Raw genomic sequence first — 19,935 nt, 5'->3', positions numbered from 1 at the left:
TTGGCATGTCACATCACAGTGATGTGTGCGAATTTGTTGTGCCTGCTTATTGATGGTCGTTACCCAATGCCAATCGGGAGATTCGCCATGACGGTAATGAACAATTATTACATTGAAAACAACGCCCATTTTTCTCAAGAGGAAATCGGCGCTGCGCGTAATGCTTTTTTGCAGTACGACGAAGCAACGCAAGTGCATTTATTAACGGTTATGCCGATTGATGAGGCGGTGGCTATTTTGCATCACTGTTCTGTCGGCTATGTGCAGCATTTGTTGAACTTGTTGGATAAAGACGATCACGATAAACGGGCACGTCACTACGCGCACCGCCTGGGATTTATTCACTCAGAAGTCGAAACGTCACACAGCTATCTCACCACCAGTGTGATGGATCACGTGAAACATCGTATCGGCTGGATCATTTCTCTGGCGTTGCTGGGGATCGTTTCCGGACTGATCATTTCACACTACGAAGATACCTTGAGTCAGCTGGTATTGCTGGCTATTTACATGCCAGTGATCGCGGCAGCAGGGGGAAACACCGGAAGCCAGGCTGCGACTTTGGTGATCAGTGCATTGGCGACGGGTGAATTGAAAAAACGCCAGTGGATGAGTGTGCTGTGGAAAGAGAGCCGTGTTGCGCTGTGTATCGCATTTGCCATCGCACTGGTCATGATTGGCCGCATTCTGTTGTTTAGCGATCCGAATGCGGCTGGTGGATTCAGCCTCAATAGCATTGCATTGGCCATTGCGATTGCGCTGTTTATTCAGGTGACGATTTCCACCACGCTGGGCGGTATTCTGCCAATCATTGCGCGTGCGTGTAAACTGGACCCAGCTGTCCTTGTGAGTCCAGTATTGGCGTCAATCGTTGATATCTCCGGCATGTGGATTTACTTCAATGTGGTGAATTATGTGCTTGGCTTAGGCTAAGCACATGCTGATAAAAGCCCAATTCAAACTGAGTGATGGGTGATTCCACCGGCACGTCCTGCACGGGTTTGGGCGGAAAGTAGTCGGTGACGTACTGAATAAACAGCGTCTCCGGCTTACCTTGCTCATCAAGGGCGAAACCGACCATGTTGTATGTGCCATACAGCGACCCGCTCTTCCCTTGGATTCTTCCTTTCACCTCATCGCTGCGCATGCTACGACGGTACTTCAACGTGCCGCTTTCTCCGGCAACAGGCAGTAATCCCATCAAACCTAGCTCAGCGTCGTGCTGCCACAGGTACATTAACACCTGACGCATGCTGTCGAGGCGAAGACGGTTGTTGCGTGACAAGCCAGAACCATCAGCCAGTTGCGCATCTTGTAGTGAAATCCCCGTGCGCGCGAAAATGATCTGCTTGATCGCCTCTGTGCCATTGCTAAAACTGCCGGGTTGGAGAAAAAACTGGTGGCCCAGCGTTTTGGTCAGAGAATCTGCGATGAGGTTGTCGGACTCTTTCAGCATGGTTTCAAGTAATTGCGTCAAGTTGGCCGAACGATGCACAGCCACGGTATGGGGCGTGTGCCCGTGATGATTCGGCATTGCTCCAATACGGATGTCGCCTTTGAGCGTGATACCCAGTTGATTGAGCAGCTTGTACACCACACGTTGAGCGTACAGCTCAGTGTTTTGAACCGCAAACTTGAGTGGCAACGGTTTGCTGCGATGCGTTAGGCAGCCAGCGAGTCGATAATGGTTTTCTTGTGATGCGGTGAGTTCTAAATCGCAGAGCTGACTTTGCTGCTCAGTGTCACTGACCGTTTGTGCATCGGTTGTCACGTGAACCGGGTAGTGTTCAGGGACGAAGACGCGCGTCGCGCCATCATCTTGTGTGTATATCGAGGCCTGAATGCAGTTGCCATCAATGTTGATCGCACTCACGGGGGCGCTGTAGCACACCCCCATCACATCCCAAGGCCAGCCCACGGCGCGTTCATAACCCGTGAAGCGGCGATTGTCGAGCCAAAGATTGCCTTTGATGACCGTACCATGCTGCTGTTTCAGCGCCAGCAGAAGCGTCTTAAGGTCTTGTGTGGTGAGAGTGGGGTCTCCATCAAAGTTCAGCGCAACATCATCGGCGTTGACGTTCAGGGTGGTTTCAAAGCGAAACTCAGGGCCGAGTTCCAACTGGCTCGCTAACGCGGTAATGACTTTGAGGGTGCTCGCGGGCGGAAAATAGTCTCCGGTTTGCTGTACGGTCGCGGTGGCATGGGGTTGCAGTGGTTGAATCAGCAGCCCGGCACGGCTACCTGCGGGCAGTGGTTCGGTCGATATTTGGGCATGAGCGACGATGGAATACAAGGCAAGACACCAGAAACCGCTGAGCGCGCGGAGTCGTCGCAAGGAAAAAAAATACATAACGCCTGATCGCTGGGAGAATGATGAGGGGAAGTATAGCGAGATACAAAAACGCCTGCTAGTCAGCAGGCGTTTTGAGATTGACAGAACCGTCAAATTAGAAGTCGTAACGTAGGCCCAGTGCTACTTCGTCTTCTGCGTCAACTTTAGTTGCAGCAACTTTACCAGCAGCTGAACCGATAGTATCGCCTTTATCAATCAGGTTGAAGTTGTACGATACGTATGCACGGAAGTTAGGCTTGAAGTAGTAAGTTGCATCAACTGCTAGGTTGTTTGCAGACGTTTCACTTTCAGTTTCAGCGTTGTTGTATGTAGTGGTGAACACGGTTTGATTCATAGTGTAAGCTGCTGCTAGCTCGTAACCAGTGTAATCGTATTTGTTACGTGCTGAATCTTGTTTTTCACCGTCAGTGAACAGACCTGCAAAGTAGAAGTCAGAAACTGTGTAAGATGCTGCTAGCATGTACTCGTTAGCTTTATCTTGGTCTGCGTAACCAGCACCTACTTTAAAGCCAGTGTCGCCGAATGCGTAGATAGCAGATAGAGAGTAACCGCTTTGTTTGTTATCTACGAAATCACCGTTGTCAGTGTCACGGTCAGCAAAACGGTAAGACGCTTTAACGCTCAGGTCATCAAATTGACCTTTGTACGCGATCATGTTGTCAGTACGGTCAGCTACTGCCAGTTTGTCTGCAGCTGAGTTACCGTGGTAAGCCATGATATCGGTAAAGTCAGTGATCACACCCAGACCACCTTCAGTTTTACCGTAAGCTACTTCACCGAAGTTACCGCCGATACCAGCATAAGCCAGACGAGTGGTGAAGCTATCACTACCGTCATCAACAGAGCCTTCAGTGTTGGTTTTCATTTCTGCTTCGTAGAAACCTAGACCGTATACGCCGTCGTTGATTTCAGTTTTACCCAGAACATTGATACGTACGCGAGATGCGTCATCAGCTTTGCCATCTTTCAGAGAAAGACGAGCTTCAGCACGGCCGCCTAGCGCTAGAGAAGTGCCATCTTGGTTGTATAGTTCACCAGCGTTTACGCCAGTTGCCACTGCTGCAGCTGAGACTGCAAGAGCAATCAGAGTCTTGTTCATCTTATTAAGTCCTAATTTACTGTCCATAAATAGTAATCCAGCCACGTTGTTAGTTAACGTGCGGCGAATATTCAAATGAGTCTTGTTGAATACGCATCTAATATTAGTATTCGTATCGCTCATTGAAACGATTCGTGGGTCAATTTGTACCCGCAAAGTTCCTCTATTAGTTAGTAAAATGATATAAATCCGGCTTATGAACACTGTTTTATTGAGTGTAAAAAAATATCAACCTATTGTTTTTAAAGTATTAATGTGTAATTTTGCTGGATGTAAAAATGGTAAAAAAACTTGAAAACTTTATTTTTTTTTACGTGTTTTAGTCGAAAATCTAAACAGTTGAATTGTGCAGAAGATCACGGTGAATAAAGGAGTTGGCGGTGAATCTCAATTTCTAGTCGCAAAACTTGAATTTGGATGATTTCATCGGCATGTTTGTTTACACTATTCGAAACGAAATGATTACGCATGACCTAAGCCTTTTATAGGATTGGGTAGGTTTGTATTGTCCAAAGATAACTTTGGCATTGAGGTATAAAATGGAAAAAGTTCCAATGACTGTTCGCGGCGAAAAGTTGCTGCGTGATGAACTGGATAGACTACTTAAGCTTCGTCCGAAGATTTCAGAAGCGATTGCGGAAGCTCGCGAATTGGGCGATCTCAAAGAGAACGCGGAGTATCACGCGGCTCGTGAAGAGCAGGGGATTTGTGAAGCGCAAATTCGTGATATCGAATTCAAATTGTCGGTCGCTCAGGTAATTGACGTCACCAAGATGGATAATTCTGGCAAGATCATCTTTGGCTCCACTGTGACGTTGATTGACGTTGACACGGATGAAGAAAAAACCTACCAAATCGTGGGTGACGATGAAGCCGATATCAAAGCGGGCCGCATTTCAGTCAGCTCACCGATTGCCCGTGGCCTGATTGGTAAGATGGAAGGTGATGAAGTCACCATCAGCACGCCGGGTGGTGAAAAGGTGTTTGAGATTGACCACGTCGATTACGTGTAAATCAGTCCCGTCAGCACTAAAATCAAAAAGGTCGCATCATGCGACCTTTTTGTAATCTTAAGTAACCGAAATTACTTGCGTGGTAGTTCGATTTTACGCTGTTCAGAAGGACGGAAAAGCACCAAGACTTTACCGATGACCTGAACTTTCTCTGCGCCAGTCTCACGAACAATCGCATCGACAATCAGATGTTTCGTCTCGCGATCTTCTGATACCACTTTCACTTTAATCAGCTCGTGGTGGTCAAGCGCAATTTCGATTTCTGCTAAAACAGCTTCAGTAAGTCCATTGCCACCCATCAGCACAACAGGCTTTAAATTGTGTGCTAGGGCTTTTAGATGCTGCTTTTGTTTGTTGCTTAGGTTCATTACGCGCCCAATTTTCTTTACTATTAGGGTTGAAAAAACACATTTTAACGCCATCTACCTTGGAAGACTATATTTTCTACCATACTTTCTCGGATAGAGGCTGCTAAGTTAGGAATCGAATGAGTAAACAGAAACATTCGGCGAGCTCCGGCCGCTGGTTGAAAGAACATTTTGATGACAAGTACGTAAACGAGGCCAAAAAGAAAGGTTATCGTTCTCGTGCTATCTTCAAGATAGAAGAGATTCAAAATAAAGATAAATTATTGCAACCAAGCATGACGGTGGTCGACTTAGGGGCGGCTCCGGGTGGATGGTCGCAGTACGCTGCGGGGATTGTGGGTGAAAGTGGGCAAGTGATTGCTTGTGACATTTTGCCGATGGACTCCATTGCGGGCGTTTCATTCTTGCAGGGCGACTTTCGTGAAGAAGCCGTATTGGATGCACTGCTAGAACGAATCCAACCGAATATGGTTGACGTCGTGATGTCTGACATGGCCCCCAATATGGCGGGTAATTTGTCAGTGGACCAACCACGGGCTATGTATCTGGTGGAATTAGCTTTAGATATGTGTCGACAAGTTCTTGCACCTAATGGTAGTTTTGTGGTCAAAGTGTTCCAGGGCGAAGGGTTTGACCAATATGTCAAGGATGTCCGAGACATGTTTAAAGCGGTTAAAATTCGTAAACCTGATTCTTCAAGGGCGCGTTCCCGCGAAGTCTACATCGTCGCCACCGGTTACAAAGGTTAACTATTTTACCCCTTGAGGGAAAAGTTAACACTATGGCTACAGCCCACAAACTGTAGTACCCTACCTTTAATTACAACTAGTTATCGCGAGGCTTACACCTTGAGTGACATGGCAAAAAATTTAATACTGTGGCTTGTGATCGCTGTCGTATTGATGTCGGTATTCCAGAGCTTTGGCCCTGGTGACAGCAACGGCAGAACCATTGATTACACCACATTTGTACAGGAAGTTGGCCAAGGCCAGATTCAGGAAGCTCAATTCAATAACAGTGAAATTTCTTTCACCCGTCGTGGTGGAAGCACTCGCTACGTCACTTACATGCCAGTGTATGACCAGAAGCTGCTGGACGACCTGATTAATCAGAACGTCAAAGTTCAAGGGACTCCACCAGAAGAACAAAGCTTACTCGGCACGATCTTTATCTCTTGGTTCCCGATGATTCTGCTGATCGGTGTCTGGATCTTCTTCATGCGCCAGATGCAAGGCGGTGGCGGCAAAGGCGCAATGTCCTTTGGTAAGAGTAAAGCTCGCATGATGGGCGAAGAACAGATTAAAACCACGTTTGGCGACGTCGCTGGTTGTGACGAAGCGAAAGAAGACGTGAAAGAACTGGTGGATTACCTGCGCGATCCAAGCCGCTTCCAGAAACTGGGCGGTAAGATCCCAACGGGTGTCTTGATGGTCGGTCCTCCAGGTACGGGTAAAACGCTGCTTGCAAAAGCGATTGCGGGTGAAGCGAAAGTCCCATTCTTTACGATTTCCGGTTCAGACTTCGTTGAAATGTTCGTGGGTGTCGGTGCCTCTCGTGTGCGCGACATGTTTGAACAAGCGAAGAAAGCCGCACCTTGTATCATCTTTATCGATGAAATTGATGCGGTGGGCCGTCAACGGGGTGCTGGTGTTGGCGGTGGTCACGATGAACGTGAACAAACGCTTAACCAAATGCTGGTTGAAATGGATGGTTTTGAAGGGAACGAAGGCATCATCGTTATCGCCGCAACCAACCGTCCAGACGTACTTGACCCTGCGCTATTGCGTCCAGGCCGTTTCGACCGTCAGGTTGTGGTTGGATTGCCAGACGTGCGTGGCCGTGAACAAATTCTGAAAGTGCATATGCGTAAAGTGCCGCTGGCTGGTGATGTTGAACCATCACTGATTGCGCGTGGTACTCCGGGTTTCTCTGGTGCAGACTTGGCGAACTTGGTCAACGAAGCGGCTCTGTTTGCTGCACGTGGTAACAAGCGCAATGTCTCGATGGTTGAATTTGAATTGGCGAAAGACAAAATCATGATGGGTGCAGAGCGCCGTTCTATGGTGATGTCGGAAGAGACGAAAGAATCGACCGCTTACCACGAAGCGGGGCACGCCATTGTCGGTCGCTTGGTTCCTGAGCACGATCCCGTCTACAAAGTCTCGATCATTCCTCGTGGTCGTGCGTTGGGGGTCACCATGTACCTGCCAGAGCAAGATCGCGTCAGCATGTCGAAACAACATCTGGAATCGATGATTTCCAGTCTGTACGGCGGTCGTTTGGCGGAAGAGTTGATTTACGGCGTTGAGCGAGTGTCGACAGGTGCCTCGAACGACATCGAACGTGCAACAGATATTGCACGCAAGATGGTTACGCAATGGGGCTTCTCAGAAAAACTAGGTCCAATGCTGTATGCGGAAGAGGAAGGCGAAGTCTTCCTGGGTCGTAGCGTGACGCAGACCAAACACATGTCAGATGACACTGCGAAACTGATTGACGACGAAATCCGTAAGATTATTGATCGCAACTACGAACGTACGCGCAAGATTTTGATCGACAATATGGATATCATGCACGCCATGAAGGATGCATTGATGAAGTATGAAACGATTGATGCGGGTCAGATCGATGATCTGATGGCTCGCAAAGCAGACATTCGTGAACCCGCAGGTTGGGGAGACCGCGCGAATGCGGCACCTCAAGACAACGCTGAGCCAGAAGCAAAAGCTGAAGCGCCAGTGGAGGCTGCACCAGCAGATGAACCTACGGCTGAACAAGATGCAGCGCAGTCTGCTGACAAGAAAGACACCGAATAATCCTTCTTTTTAATCAAAACCCCGACTTGTTCGGGGTTTTCTGTTTCAGGCCAACCTATTTTCAGGGACTTATGAAAATACAAACCGCAACCAAAACCCTCGAACTTGATCGCCCCCATGTGATGGGGATTCTCAATACCACGCCGGATTCTTTTTCTGATGGTGGTCGCTATACCACACTCGATAAAGCGTTAGAACGGGCTGAAAAGATGATTGCTGCTGGCGTTAGTATCATTGACATCGGGGGAGAATCGACAAGGCCAGGTGCGCCTGACGTCACGCTTGAAGAAGAACTGCAGCGCGTCATTCCGGTCGTGAAGGCCATCCGTGAGCGCAATCCAGCAGTGTGGATTTCAGTGGACACCAGCAAAGCGGAGGTGATGCGTCAGTCGGTGGCTGCGGGGGCCGATTTGATCAATGATATTCGTTCATTGACCGAGCCGGGTGCTCTGGAAGTCGCCGCTGAAGCAAATGTGCCGGTGTGCATCATGCACATGCAAGGCCAACCCAAAACCATGCAGAATGCACCGCAATACGACGATGTGTTGGCTGACGTGGAAGCATTTTTGGCGGAACGCATGGCGGTGTGTGAAGCGGCGGGTATCGCGCGTGAGAATATCATCCTTGACCCGGGATTTGGCTTTGGTAAATCCATCGAACACAATTATCATCTGTTAGCGAATTTGGAACAATTCCATCGTTTCGGCTTGCCTGTGCTTGCTGGCATGTCTCGAAAGTCCATGATCTTTAAATTGCTGGACAAACAACCTGCAGATTGCATGGTGGCCAGCGTGACGTGTGCATCGATTGCCGCAATGAAAGGCGCGCAGATTATCCGTGTGCATGACGTCGAAGAAACACTGGAAGCGATGACGATTATCCAAACGATGAACAAAAACCGCGCATTATAAAAACTAAGGAATCATCATGTCTGATCAAAGACGTTATTTTGGTACTGACGGTGTCCGTGGCAAAGTTGGCCAATACCCAATCACACCGGATTTCGTATTGAAGCTTGGCTGGGCTGCTGGACGCGTGCTGGCAAAACAGGGCACAAGAAAAGTCATCATTGGTAAAGACACTCGTATTTCGGGGTACATGCTGGAGTCGGCGCTTGAGGCCGGTCTGGCTGCTGCGGGCTTGAAAGCAATTTTTACCGGTCCGATGCCAACGCCAGCGGTTGCTTACCTGACTCAAACGTTTCGCGCTGAAGCGGGGATTGTTATTTCTGCGTCGCACAACCCGTATTACGACAATGGCATTAAGTTCTTCTCATCCGAAGGCACCAAACTGCCCGATGATATCGAACTGGCAATTGAAGCGGAGCTGGATAAAACGCTTGAATGCGTTGAGTCTGCGGAACTGGGGAAAGCATCCCGCCTTATGGATGCGGCAGGGCGTTACATCGAGTTTTGTAAAAGCACCTTCCCGCATCAATTGAGTCTGTCTGGGCTGAAAATTGTTGTCGATTGTGCGCATGGCGCCACATATCACATTGCGCCAAATGTATTTAAAGAGCTGGGCGCTGAAGTGATCGCGATGGGGGTTGAGCCAAACGGCGTGAACATCAACGATCATGTGGGCGCGACCGATGTGCGCGCGCTACAACAACGTGTGGTGGAAGAAAAAGCGCATTTGGGGTTAGCGTTTGATGGCGATGGTGACCGATTGATCATGGTCGACGAATTCGGCAACAAAGTCGATGGTGACCAAATCGCTTACATCATCGCACGCGATGCGCTGCGTCGTGGCGAGCTGAAAGGTGGCGTTGTCGGGACCTTAATGACCAACCTTGGCATGGAAAATGGCCTGAAGCAATTGGGGATTCCGTTCATTCGCGCCGCGGTTGGCGATCGCTATGTGATGGAAAAACTGCAAGAGAAAGGTTGGTTAATCGGTGCGGAGAACTCTGGCCACGTGATTTTATTGGATAAAGTCACCACCGGTGATGCCATCGTTGCTGCACTGCAAGTACTGGCTTCTGTGGTCGGTAGTGGCATGACGCTGAATGAACTGGCGCAGGGAATGACGCTTTATCCGCAAGTACTCGAAAACGTGCGCTTTAGCGGCGACAGCAACCCACTTGAAGCCGAAGCTGTGTTGGCTTCAGTTCAAGCCGTGGAAGCTGAACTGGGTGACAAAGGCCGCGTTCTGCTGCGTAAATCAGGCACTGAGCCGTTGATTCGTGTCATGGTTGAAGGTGAAGATGCGGCGTTGGTGAAAGCATCAGCGCTGAAAATTGCGGAAGCAGTGAAAGTAAACTGCTAAACGCAGCCTTCTTTGCCCGATTCGTCAGGTCATTAAAATGTGGCTGACAAATCGGGCAAGTTTTTGATTACACGTTCTTTGAATCATCTTTGAATCTTTTTTGACCGTTTGATTCGTAAAGTCGATTTTTTTTGAAAATTCCGCTTGTCAGTCAAACGCGCATTCGTTAGTATTGCGTCCGCCTTCGAAGAGGAGGTCGCTAGCCTTGTTCAAGTCACATGATTGAACGGCGCTGGCTCAACAATTTGGAACATAGGTGGAAGTAATGTTTACAGTTCTACTTGTGATTTACCTGTTGGCAGCGGTTGGTATCATTGGCCTGGTGTTGATTCAACAAGGTAAAGGCGCAGATATGGGAGCCTCTTTCGGTGCTGGTGCTTCAAACACAGTGTTTGGCGCGAGCGGCTCAGGTAACTTCCTAACCCGAATGACTGCAATTTTTGCAACCGTATTTTTTATCATCAGCTTGGTGCTAGGCAATATGTCTACGCATAAAACTGAATCACAATGGGTTGACCCATCGCAAGGTCAAGTGATTCAACAAAAAGCTGCTGAGACAGTGAGTGATGCTCCCGCTAAATCAGGCGACGAGATTCCTCAATAACTTATCGAAAGCGATAAGTCAGGTTATGCCGAGATGGTGAAATTGGTAGACACACTAGCATGAGGTGCTAGCGCCCTAGGTGTGAGGGTTCGAGTCCCTCTCTCGGCACCATATTTACAAACTTGTAAATCACCTTGTAGAGCGTATAATTGCTCACAAGTCGGACGCGGGGTGGAGCAGCTTGGTAGCTCGTCGGGCTCATAACCCGAAGGTCGTCGGTTCAAATCCGGCCCCCGCAACCAATTAACCTCTGAAGGTTACGGATTCAAGTTTGGCAGTGCGAACCTCACTGCAGTTGAGAAGAAATTCTCAATTTATCAGGGTCCAGCAACAAAAACCCCGACTTTCGGGGTTTTTTGTTATCTGAATTTTTCGTTTGAAATTCAGGTGCTTGCTTGGAATTTAAATTGGGCTCTATGCCCTTTTTTTGTTTCTGGAGTGGTTTAAATGACTGGTTTAGAAAGACAACTTACTGAAATGCTTGACGCGCCAGTTGTTGCATCAGGTTATGAGTTAGTTGGATTAGAATTTGTCCGTGCAGGACAGCACTCAACGCTACGTATCTATATCGATCACGAAAACGGTATTACCGTCGATGACTGTGCAGAAGTTAGTCATCAAGTGAGTGCAGTGTTGGATGTTGAAGATCCAATTACAGTGGCTTACAACCTTGAAGTTTCTTCACCAGGTTTGGAAAGACCACTTTTCAAAGCTGCACACTACGAGCAATTTAAAGGTCACGAGGTCAGCATCGTGTTGAAAATGGCAGTGGGCAACCGTCGCAAGTGGAAAGGTGAAATCCTGGGCGCCGACGGTGAAACCATCAATGTCATGGTTGACGGGCAAGAAGAACACTTCGCTCTCAGCAACATTTCTAAAGCTAACCTGATCCCTAAATTTTAAGTCTTAGAGGCTATAACAATGAGTAAAGAAATTTTAGCGGTTGTTGAGGCGGTTTCTAACGAGAAAGCGGTACCTCGTGAGCGTATTTTTGAAGCGCTTGAAATTGCGCTGGCGACGTCTACAAAGAAGAAATATGAAATCGAAATCGATGTGCGTGTTGCGATTGACCGTAAAACCGGTGAATTCAACACGTTCCGTCGTTGGTTAGTGGTTGACGAAGTTGAAAACCCAACCAAAGAGATCTCTTTGGAAGCAGCAGTTTACGATGATGAATCGGTGAAACTGGGTGACTTCATTGAAGATGAAATCGAATCCGTGACGTTTGACCGTATTACGACTCAAACGGCGAAACAAGTGATCGTACAGAAAGTGCGTGAAGCAGAACGTGCTCAAATCGTTGAACAGTTCATCGATAACGAAGGCGACTTGATCACCGGCGTGGTGAAGAAAGTGAACCGCGATACTGTGATTCTGGATCTGGGCAGCAACGCTGAAGCTGTGATTCTACGTGAAGACCAATTGCCACGCGAAAACTTCCGCCCAGGCGACCGTGTTCGTGGCCTGCTGTACAAAGTAGCGCCAGAAGCGCGCGGCTTCCAACTGTTCATCACACGTTCTAAGCCAGAAATGTTGGCCGAACTGTTCCGCGTTGAAGTACCTGAAATTGGCGAAGAGCTGATTGAACTGAAAGGTGCTGCGCGTGACCCAGGTTCTCGTGCGAAAATCGCGGTGAAAACCAACGACAAACGCATTGACCCTGTGGGCGCATGCGTGGGTATGCGTGGTGCACGTGTTCAGGCGGTTTCAGGCGAACTGTGTGGCGAGCGTATTGATATCGTGCTTTGGGATGATAACCCAGCACAATTCGTGATTAATGCGATGGCGCCAGCCGATGTTGCGTCGATCATCGTTGATGAAGATGCACACGCGATGGACATCGCGGTTGAAGCAGACAACCTAGCACAGGCGATTGGCCGTAATGGTCAAAACGTTCGTCTGGCATCTCAACTAACAGGTTGGGAACTGAACGTCATGACTGTGGCGGATCTGCAGAAGAAACACCAAGAAGAGTCAATGGCTTCTATCGAGAACTTCATGAAGTACCTGGATATCGAACAGGATTTCGCGGAGCTATTGGTTGAAGAAGGCTTCTCGACTCTAGAAGAAATCGCCTACGTCCCAGTTCATGAACTGCTGGAAGTAGACGGACTGGATGAAGATCTGGTTGAAGAACTACGTACCCGTGCGAAAGACGCGCTGACTACCATCGCGTTGGCACAAGAAGAATCGTATGAAGGTCTTGAGCCTGCAGAAGATCTGCTGGCACTGGAAGGCCTAGAACGCGAAATGGCGTTCAAACTGGCTGCGAAAGGTGTTGCAACACTGGAAGATCTCGCAGATCAGGGGATTGACGATCTAGAAGGAATCGAAGGCCTAACCGAAGAGCGTGCAGGCGAATTAATTATGGCGGCTCGCAACATTTGTTGGTTTGGCGAAGACGCATAATTTTCAGCAAGGGGAGGAAGCGGCATGACACAACTTACAGTTAAATCACTGAGTGAAGAAATTGGTACTCCAATTGACCGCTTATTAGAGCAACTTGCTGATGCTGGGATGACAAAATCAGGCTCTGACAGCGTAACCGAGGACGAGAAGCAGAAGCTTCTTTCCCACCTACGTAAAGAGCATGGCGAAGCAACGGCTGCAGAGCCAACTCGTTTGACACTCCAGCGTAAGACCCGTAGTACACTGAGCGTGAACGCCGGTGGCGGTAAAAGTAAGAATGTTCAGGTTGAAGTGCGCAAAAAACGTACGTATGTTAAGCGCAGTACAATCGAAGATGAAGCGACACGTGAAGCTGAAGAAGCTGCAAAACGTGAAGCGGAAGAACAAGCGAAACGTGATGCTGAAGAAGCGCTGAAACGTGAAGCTGCAGAAGCAGCGAAACGTGAAGCGGAAGAAAAAGCAAAACGTGACGCGGAAGAAAAAGCAAAACGCGACACTGAAGATAAAGTGAAGCGCGAAGCTCAAGAAGCAAAACGTGAGCGTTCTGCTGAAGATAAATCTAAGCAAGAAGCAGCGCGAAAAGAAGCCGAAGCACTGAAACATCGCCAGGAAGAAGAAGCGAAACGTAAGGCTGAAGAGGAAAGTAGCCGTCAGCTTGAAAAAGCGCGTGAATTGGCCGAATTAAATAAAGAGCGTTGGTCTGCTGAAGAAGAGAAAAAGGGTGATATGCAAGAAGATACAGATTACCACGTAACGACTTCACGCTACGCTCGTGAAGCCGAAGATGAAGCAGACCGTCGTGAAGAAGGTTCCAGCCGTCGTTCTACCAAAGCGAACAAGAAAAAAATGTCTTCTCGCGATGATAAACAAGAGCGTGACAATTCTCGTGCTCGCGGTGGCAAAGCCGGTCGTAAAGGTCGCATCAGCAAGCCTTCATCAATGCAACATGGCTTCGATAAGAGCGCTGTGGTTGCAAAATCAGATGTAGTCATCGGCGAAACTATCGTCGTGTCTGAGCTGGCTCAAAAGATGTCTGTGAAAGCGACAGAAGTCATCAAAGTGATGATGAAACTGGGCGCAATGGCAACCATCAACCAAGTGATTGACCAAGAAACTGCGCAGCTGGTTGCAGAAGAAATGGGTCACAAAGTGATCATCCGTAAAGAGAACGAACTGGAAGAAGCCGTTCTGTCTGACCGTGATGACGAATTTGAGTCTGTGCCACGTGCACCAGTTGTGACCATCATGGGTCACGTTGACCACGGTAAAACGTCAACACTGGACTACATTCGTCGTACACACGTTGCGTCTGGCGAAGCGGGTGGTATTACTCAGCACATCGGTGCTTACCACGTTGAAACGCCAAACGGCATGATCACCTTCCTTGATACTCCGGGACACGCGGCGTTTACGTCAATGCGTGCTCGTGGTGCTCAAGCGACGGATATCGTTGTTCTTGTGGTTGCAGCGGACGATGGCGTGATGCCACAAACAGTTGAAGCGATCCAGCACGCGAAAGCGGCCGGCGTACCTTTGATTGTTGCGGTCAACAAGATCGATAAAGAAGCAGCGAACCCAGATAACGTGAAGAACGAACTGGCGGCATACGACGTGATTCCTGAGGAATGGGGCGGCGAGAACATCTTCGTTCACATCTCTGCAAAACAGGGCACTAACATCGATTCACTGCTAGAAGCGATTCTGCTGCAAGCGGAAGTGCTAGAACTGCACGCCGTGAAAGACGGCATGGCCTCTGGTGTGGTGATTGAATCACGCCTAGATAAAGGTCGTGGTCCAGTTGCAACCGTTCTGGTTCAGTCGGGTACGCTTCACAAAGGCGACATCGTACTGTGTGGTCAAGAATATGGCCGCGTTCGTGCAATGCGTGATGAGCTGGGTGAAGAAGTGGACGAAGCTGGTCCTTCTATCCCTGTGGAAATCCTGGGTCTGTCAGGCGTTCCTGCAGCTGGTGATGAAGCAACAGTTGTTCGTGATGAGCGTAAAGCACGTGAAGTAGCGAACTACCGTCAAGGGAAGTTCCGCGAAGTGAAATTGGCTCGTCAGCAGAAATCGAAACTGGAAAACATGTTCTCGAACATGGCTGCCGGTGACGTTGCTGAACTGAACATCGTTCTGAAAGCAGACGTACAAGGTTCGGTTGAAGCAATCGCTGACTCACTACTGAAACTGTCGACTGACGAAGTGAAAGTGAACATCGTGGGTTCAGGCGTCGGTGGTATTACTGAGACAGATGCCGTCTTGGCCGCTGCATCAAATGCTATCGTTGTCGGCTTTAACGTTCGTGCGGATGCATCAGCGCGTCGTACAATCGAAGCAGAAAATATCGACCTTCGCTACTACTCGATCATTTACCAATTGATCGACGAAGTGAAACAAGCGATGAGCGGTATGCTGGCTCCAGAATTCAAGCAAGAGATCATTGGTCTTGCTGAAGTTCGTGACGTGTTCAAGTCACCGAAACTGGGTGCAATTGCTGGTTGTATGGTGACCGAAGGTACCATCAAGCGTCATAACCCAATTCGCGTACTGCGTGATAACGTGGTTATCTACGAAGGCGAACTGGAATCTCTGCGTCGCTTTAAAGATGACGTCGCAGAAGTGAAGAATGGTTACGAGTGTGGTATCGGCGTGAAGAACTACAACGACGTTCGCGTAGGCGACCAGATCGAAGTGTTCGAAGTTGTTGAGATTCAACGCACCATCGACTAACCAACTAAAATTGCATTATCGGCAAGTTTAGGTTGTTGAATACACCATGGGGGGCTGGGTAAACCATCCCCCCATTCTTTCTATCAGTGAGAAAAGAATATGCCAAAAGAATTTAGCCGTACTCAACGTGTGGCACAGCAATTACAAAAAGAATTAGCGATGATTCTACAACGCGAAGTGCGCGATTCCCGCCTGGGGATGGTGACCATTTCTGACGTTGAAGTGTCTCGCGATCTGGCTTACGCCAAAGTTTTCGTGACCTTCCTGTGCGTGGGTGAGCAAACGCCAGAATCATGCCTGAATGCGCTGCGTGAGCACGAAGTGCACATCCGTATGATGCTGGGCAAACGCATTCGTCTGCGTCTGACGCCAGAGATTCGTTTCCACTACGACAACACCTTGGTGGAAGGTATGCGTATGTCTAACTTGGTGACCGAAGTGGTCAGTCAAGACAAGCAAAAGCAAAAAGAATCGGGTCGTGAGGACGAAGAGTAATGGCGCGTCGTCGTAAAGGCCGTGCGATCAACGGTGTGCTGTTGCTAGATAAGTCAACAGGCATTTCATCAAACGACATTTTACAGAAAGTGAAGCGCCTGTTTTTCGCCGAAAAAGCTGGACATACCGGTGCGCTGGATCCGCTTGCAACCGGTATGCTGCCGATTTGCCTTGGCGAAGCGACCAAGTTCTCCCAGTTCCTGCTTGATTCCGACAAACGCTATCGCGTGATTGCCAAACTAGGTGAGCGCACCGACACCTCAGACTCTGACGGTGACGTGGTGGAAACCCGCCCGGTGCAGGTCGATCGCGAGACTTTGCTGGCCAAGATTGAATCATTCCGTGGCGAAACCGATCAGGTGCCATCGATGTTTTCTGCGCTGAAATATCAAGGACGTCCGTTGTACGAATACGCACGCCAAGGTATTGAAGTGCCACGCGAAGCGCGCAAAATTACCGTGTACGACATCGTCCTGCATCGCTTTGAAGGCGATGAAGTGGAAATGGAAGTGCACTGCTCAAAAGGCACGTACATTCGAACCATCGTTGATGATTTAGGCGAAATGCTGGGCTGCGGTGCGCATGTCACAATGCTGCGTCGCACTGGTGTGGCGAAGTACCCGTATGAAAACATGGTCACATTAGACCAACTCAACGCGATGGTGGAAGACGCCAAGCGTGAAGAGCGCTCGCCTTACGACGTGTTGGATGCGTTGCTGCTGCCAATGGATACCGCAGTGCAGGATTTGCCAGAAGTGAATCTGGTGCCTGAACTGGTTCACATGGTGCAACACGGCCAAGCGGTGCAAGTCTTCGGCGCGCCAAGTGATTGCTTCGTTCGTTTGACCGGCGGAGAGGAGAAACTCTTCTTGGGCGTGGGTGAAATGAATGACGATGGCAAAATTGCGCCAAAACGTTTGGTGGTTTACCCGACAGACGCTGAGTAACGGTCTTTTTTGATCTTGTGCGAAGGGGAATAATTCCCTATAATTCGCGCTCCTCGTGTCGGCTGAATCAGAGATTGGCTGACACAAATATAAACTTAACTCTTTAGGAGAGAATTATGTCTCTGAATGCAGAAACTAAAGCAGCAATCGTTGCTGAATACGCACGTGCCGAAGGCGATACTGGTTCACCAGAAGTTCAAGTAGCTCTACTGACTGCTTCTATCAACCACCTGCAAGGTCACTTCAAAGCGCACAAAGGCGATCACCACAGCCGTCGTGGTCTGCTACGCATGGTTTCTAGCCGTCGTAAACTTCTTGATTACCTGAAAGGCAAAGACCTGTCTCGTTACCAAGATCTAATCAAACGTCTAGGCCTACGTCGCTAATCAGTGACTGCATAGTACAGTTTGTTTAAAAAGGGGCTATATGCCCCTTTTTTGTTATCTAAATTTGGCACATCTTTCGCAATGTAGTTTATACTACCCGCCGTCTGACTCGATGGAGTCAGCATTATCTAAACTCAAGGCATTACAGTCACCGTAAGTCGGCCAACAGGTCGCGGCTATTAAAAACCGATTGGGCAATCAGTCCGTTTTTACTAGTCGCGATTGGTGATGTTTTGAGACCTCAATCGATTCATCCAGGTACGCCCTGGAAAAGGAAAAACTCAATGTTTGAAAAACCAGTAGTAAAAACATTCCAGTACGGTAACCACACCGTGACACTGGAAACTGGCGTGATGGCTCGTCAAGCAACGGCAGCTGTCATGGTAACGATGGACGATACAGCAGTATTCGTAAGCGTGGTTGGTAAGAAAGAAGCCGTTGAAGGCCAAGATTTCTTCCCGCTGACCGTAAACTACCAAGAGCGTACTTACGCTGCAGGGAAAATCCCAGGTGGTTTCTTTAAACGCGAAGGCCGTCCTTCTGAAGGCGAAACGCTGACTGCTCGTCTGATCGACCGTCCAATCCGTCCGCTGTTCCCTGATGCATTTAAAAACGAAGTTCAAGTGATTGCGACTGTTGTGTCTGTTAACCCAGACGTACAACCTGACATCGTGACCATGATTGGTACTTCTGCTGCGCTAGCGATCTCTGGTATTCCGTTCAACGGTCCTATCGGTGCTGCACGTGTGGGTCACATCGATGGTCAATTGGTTCTGAACCCAAGCAACACTGAGCTGGCAACATCAAAGCTTGACCTTGTGGTTGCCGGTACTGAATCTGCTGTGCTGATGGTTGAATCTGAAGCAGAAGTTCTGTCTGAAGAAGAGATGCTGTCTGCGGTTGTATTTGGTCACGACCAACAACAAACTGTGATCAAAGCGATCAACGAATTTGCAGCAGAAGTTGCGACACCAGCATGGGATTGGGTTGCGCCAGAAGAGAACACGGCTCTGACGGCTAAAATCGCTGAACTTGCAGAAGCGAAACTGGTTGAAGCATACCAAATCACTGAAAAAATGGCGCGTTATGACCGCATCCACGAAATCAGTGCTGAAGTCAGCGCAACGCTGCTGGCTGAAAACGAAGAGCTGAATCCAAAAGAAATTCACACTATTTTCCATGACCTAGAAAAAACTGTGGTACGTCGTAGCATCATCGCTGGCAACCCACGTATCGATGGCCGTGAAAAAGACATGGTTCGTGCACTAGACGTACGTACTGGCGTTCTGCCACGTACCCACGGTAGTGCGCTGTTTACTCGCGGTGAAACTCAGGCGCTGGTGACGGCGACTCTGGGTACTCAACGTGATGCGCAAATCATCGACGAACTGACTGGCGAGCGAAAAGATCACTTCCTGCTGCACTACAACTTCCCTCCATACTGTGTGGGCGAGACTGGTTTTGTCGGTTCTCCTAAGCGTCGTGAAATTGGTCACGGTCGTCTGGCAAAACGCGGTATTGCTGCAGTGATGCCTTCTATCGATGAATTCCCATATACCGTACGTGTGGTTTCTGAAATCACTGAATCAAACGGTTCGTCTTCTATGGCGTCTGTATGTGGTTCTTCACTGGCTCTGATGGACGCGGGTGTGCCAATCAAAGCATCGGTTGCGGGTATCGCAATGGGTCTGGTGAAAGAAGAAGATGACTTCGTGGTTCTGTCTGACATTCTGGGTGACGAAGACCACCTGGGCGACATGGACTTTAAAGTAGCGGGTACTTCAAACGGTGTGACTGCACTGCAGATGGACATCAAGATTGAAGGTATCACCAAAGAGATCATGCAGATCGCTCTGAACCAAGCAAAAGGTGCACGTCTGCACATTCTGTCGGTTATGGATCAAGCAATCTCTGGTGCTCGTGACGATATCTCTCAATTCGCGCCACGTATCCACACCATGAAGATCAGCGCAGACAAGATCAAAGACGTGATCGGTAAAGGCGGTGCAGTGATTCGTCAGCTGACTGAAGAAACTGGCACGACCATTGAAATCGAAGATGACGGCACCATCAAAATCGCGGCAACTTCAGGTGAGCAAGCACAAGATGCGATCCGTCGTATCGAGCAGATCACCGCAGAAGTTGAAGTGGGTAAGATCTACACCGGTAAAGTGGCACGTCTGGCTGACTTCGGCGCATTCGTTACCGTACTGCCAGGTAAAGATGGTCTGGTTCACATCTCTCAAATCGCTGACAAGCGTATCGAGAAAGTGTCTGACGTTCTGTCTGAAGGCCAAGAAGTACAAGTTAAAGTTCTGGAAATCGACCGTCAAGGCCGTGTCCGTCTGAGCATGAAAGAAGCGGTTGAGAAACCAGCTGAAGAAGCGCCAGCGGCACAAGATGCACCAGCAGCTGAATAAGCCTCACTGGGTTAAAGCGCGATCTGT

17 protein-coding genes and 2 tRNA genes are annotated in these 19,935 nt (G+C 48.9%); 16 read left to right on the top strand and 3 right to left on the bottom strand.

Annotated elements, in window-relative coordinates:
* The first annotated feature begins 87 nt into the window (after positions 1-87).
* Positions 88-933 carry a magnesium transporter gene (locus VFA_RS20955; RefSeq protein WP_004728974.1) on the top strand — a complete coding sequence of 282 codons (846 nt, stop codon included), beginning with the start codon at positions 88-90 and terminating at the stop codon, positions 931-933.
* On the opposite strand, the gene dacB is transcribed toward VFA_RS20955, so the two are convergent.
* Together dacB and VFA_RS20945 are read right to left on the bottom strand one after the other, a co-directional pair.
* Positions 899-2,350 (bottom strand): serine-type D-Ala-D-Ala carboxypeptidase, encoded by a 1,452-nt coding sequence (gene dacB, locus VFA_RS20950; RefSeq protein ID WP_050780288.1) that lies wholly within the window; start codon positions 2,348-2,350, stop codon positions 899-901. The genes VFA_RS20955 and dacB overlap by 35 nt on opposite strands.
* Before the next feature lie 97 nt (positions 2,351-2,447).
* A complete protein-coding gene (locus VFA_RS20945; RefSeq protein WP_004728971.1) occupies positions 2,448-3,452 on the bottom strand; it encodes a porin in 1,005 nt (334 codons plus the stop codon).
* A gap of 539 nt (positions 3,453-3,991) precedes the next feature.
* Between VFA_RS20945 and greA the strand changes: the two genes are divergently transcribed.
* Positions 3,992-4,465 carry a transcription elongation factor GreA gene (gene greA / locus VFA_RS20940; protein WP_004728969.1) on the top strand — a complete coding sequence of 158 codons (474 nt, stop codon included), beginning with the start codon at positions 3,992-3,994 and terminating at the stop codon, positions 4,463-4,465.
* A 71-nt stretch (positions 4,466-4,536) separates the two neighbouring features.
* Here the strand turns inward: greA and yhbY are convergent, their stop codons facing one another.
* Positions 4,537-4,833, bottom strand: coding sequence for a ribosome assembly RNA-binding protein YhbY (gene yhbY / locus VFA_RS20935; RefSeq protein WP_004728967.1), 297 nt, complete (start codon positions 4,831-4,833; stop codon positions 4,537-4,539).
* 119 nt (positions 4,834-4,952) lie between these two features.
* Between yhbY and rlmE the strand changes: the two genes are divergently transcribed.
* The 14 genes from rlmE (at position 4,953) to pnp (ending at position 19,908) form a co-directional block, all read left to right on the top strand.
* Positions 4,953-5,582: a 23S rRNA (uridine(2552)-2'-O)-methyltransferase RlmE gene (rlmE, locus tag VFA_RS20930; RefSeq protein WP_004728965.1), complete on the top strand. Its 630-nt coding sequence runs from the start codon at positions 4,953-4,955 to the stop codon at positions 5,580-5,582.
* Positions 5,583-5,690: 108 nt separating this feature from the next.
* Positions 5,691-7,649, top strand: a complete 1,959-nt coding sequence (gene ftsH / locus VFA_RS20925; RefSeq protein ID WP_004728964.1) for an ATP-dependent zinc metalloprotease FtsH — start codon at positions 5,691-5,693, stop codon at positions 7,647-7,649.
* 71 nt (positions 7,650-7,720) lie between these two features.
* Positions 7,721-8,560, top strand: a complete 840-nt coding sequence (gene folP, locus VFA_RS20920; protein WP_004728962.1) for a dihydropteroate synthase — start codon at positions 7,721-7,723, stop codon at positions 8,558-8,560.
* Positions 8,561-8,576: 16 nt separating this feature from the next.
* Entirely contained in the window at positions 8,577-9,917 is a 1,341-nt protein-coding gene (gene glmM, locus VFA_RS20915) for a phosphoglucosamine mutase (protein WP_004728960.1), read from the top strand.
* A 265-nt stretch (positions 9,918-10,182) separates the two neighbouring features.
* Positions 10,183-10,521, top strand: coding sequence for a preprotein translocase subunit SecG (gene secG, locus VFA_RS20910; protein ID WP_004728959.1), 339 nt, complete (start codon positions 10,183-10,185; stop codon positions 10,519-10,521).
* A gap of 27 nt (positions 10,522-10,548) precedes the next feature.
* Positions 10,549-10,632: transfer RNA gene (locus VFA_RS20905), tRNA-Leu, on the top strand.
* Between the two features lie 54 nt (positions 10,633-10,686).
* Positions 10,687-10,763, top strand: a tRNA-Met gene (locus tag VFA_RS20900).
* A gap of 205 nt (positions 10,764-10,968) precedes the next feature.
* Complete coding sequence (rimP, locus tag VFA_RS20890; protein WP_004728957.1) at positions 10,969-11,424, top strand: ribosome maturation factor RimP; 456 nt, start codon at positions 10,969-10,971, stop codon at positions 11,422-11,424.
* An 18-nt stretch (positions 11,425-11,442) separates the two neighbouring features.
* Positions 11,443-12,930 (top strand): transcription termination factor NusA, encoded by a 1,488-nt coding sequence (gene nusA / locus VFA_RS20885; RefSeq protein WP_004728956.1) that lies wholly within the window; start codon positions 11,443-11,445, stop codon positions 12,928-12,930.
* A 24-nt stretch (positions 12,931-12,954) separates the two neighbouring features.
* Positions 12,955-15,660 carry a translation initiation factor IF-2 gene (gene infB, locus VFA_RS20880; protein ID WP_004728954.1) on the top strand — a complete coding sequence of 902 codons (2,706 nt, stop codon included), beginning with the start codon at positions 12,955-12,957 and terminating at the stop codon, positions 15,658-15,660.
* 99 nt (positions 15,661-15,759) lie between these two features.
* Positions 15,760-16,155 carry a 30S ribosome-binding factor RbfA gene (gene rbfA / locus VFA_RS20875; protein WP_004728952.1) on the top strand — a complete coding sequence of 132 codons (396 nt, stop codon included), beginning with the start codon at positions 15,760-15,762 and terminating at the stop codon, positions 16,153-16,155.
* Positions 16,155-17,102, top strand: coding sequence for a tRNA pseudouridine(55) synthase TruB (gene truB / locus VFA_RS20870; protein ID WP_004728950.1), 948 nt, complete (start codon positions 16,155-16,157; stop codon positions 17,100-17,102). The genes rbfA and truB overlap by 1 nt, the downstream gene beginning before the upstream one ends.
* A 116-nt stretch (positions 17,103-17,218) precedes the next feature.
* Positions 17,219-17,488, top strand: coding sequence for a 30S ribosomal protein S15 (gene rpsO / locus VFA_RS20865; RefSeq protein WP_004728948.1), 270 nt, complete (start codon positions 17,219-17,221; stop codon positions 17,486-17,488).
* Positions 17,489-17,772: 284 nt separating this feature from the next.
* Positions 17,773-19,908, top strand: coding sequence for a polyribonucleotide nucleotidyltransferase (gene pnp, locus VFA_RS20860; RefSeq protein ID WP_004728946.1), 2,136 nt, complete (start codon positions 17,773-17,775; stop codon positions 19,906-19,908).
* Positions 19,909-19,935 lie beyond the last annotated feature (27 nt).

This window comes from Vibrio furnissii CIP 102972 (assembly GCF_000176175.1).
GTDB lineage: Bacteria > Pseudomonadota > Gammaproteobacteria > Enterobacterales > Vibrionaceae > Vibrio > Vibrio furnissii.
The sequence above is the reverse complement of the archived record's forward strand: the minus strand, read 5'-3'. Positions and strand labels throughout refer to the sequence as shown.

Coding starts and splice junctions, on each gene's coding strand:
- infB (WP_004728954.1), top strand. CDS start 12,955: ATGACACAACTTACAGTTAAATCACTGAGTGAAGAAATTGGTACTCCA.
- rpsO (WP_004728948.1), top strand. CDS start 17,219: ATGTCTCTGAATGCAGAAACTAAAGCAGCAATCGTTGCTGAATACGCA.
- rbfA (WP_004728952.1), top strand. CDS start 15,760: ATGCCAAAAGAATTTAGCCGTACTCAACGTGTGGCACAGCAATTACAA.
- secG (WP_004728959.1), top strand. CDS start 10,183: ATGTTTACAGTTCTACTTGTGATTTACCTGTTGGCAGCGGTTGGTATC.
- VFA_RS20955 (WP_004728974.1), top strand. CDS start 88: ATGACGGTAATGAACAATTATTACATTGAAAACAACGCCCATTTTTCT.
- pnp (WP_004728946.1), top strand. CDS start 17,773: ATGTTTGAAAAACCAGTAGTAAAAACATTCCAGTACGGTAACCACACC.
- folP (WP_004728962.1), top strand. CDS start 7,721: ATGAAAATACAAACCGCAACCAAAACCCTCGAACTTGATCGCCCCCAT.
- rimP (WP_004728957.1), top strand. CDS start 10,969: ATGACTGGTTTAGAAAGACAACTTACTGAAATGCTTGACGCGCCAGTT.
- VFA_RS20945 (WP_004728971.1), bottom strand. CDS start 3,452: ATGAACAAGACTCTGATTGCTCTTGCAGTCTCAGCTGCAGCAGTGGCA.
- truB (WP_004728950.1), top strand. CDS start 16,155: ATGGCGCGTCGTCGTAAAGGCCGTGCGATCAACGGTGTGCTGTTGCTA.
- nusA (WP_004728956.1), top strand. CDS start 11,443: ATGAGTAAAGAAATTTTAGCGGTTGTTGAGGCGGTTTCTAACGAGAAA.
- rlmE (WP_004728965.1), top strand. CDS start 4,953: ATGAGTAAACAGAAACATTCGGCGAGCTCCGGCCGCTGGTTGAAAGAA.
- yhbY (WP_004728967.1), bottom strand. CDS start 4,833: ATGAACCTAAGCAACAAACAAAAGCAGCATCTAAAAGCCCTAGCACAC.
- glmM (WP_004728960.1), top strand. CDS start 8,577: ATGTCTGATCAAAGACGTTATTTTGGTACTGACGGTGTCCGTGGCAAA.
- greA (WP_004728969.1), top strand. CDS start 3,992: ATGGAAAAAGTTCCAATGACTGTTCGCGGCGAAAAGTTGCTGCGTGAT.
- dacB (WP_050780288.1), bottom strand. CDS start 2,350: ATGTATTTTTTTTCCTTGCGACGACTCCGCGCGCTCAGCGGTTTCTGG.
- ftsH (WP_004728964.1), top strand. CDS start 5,691: ATGGCAAAAAATTTAATACTGTGGCTTGTGATCGCTGTCGTATTGATG.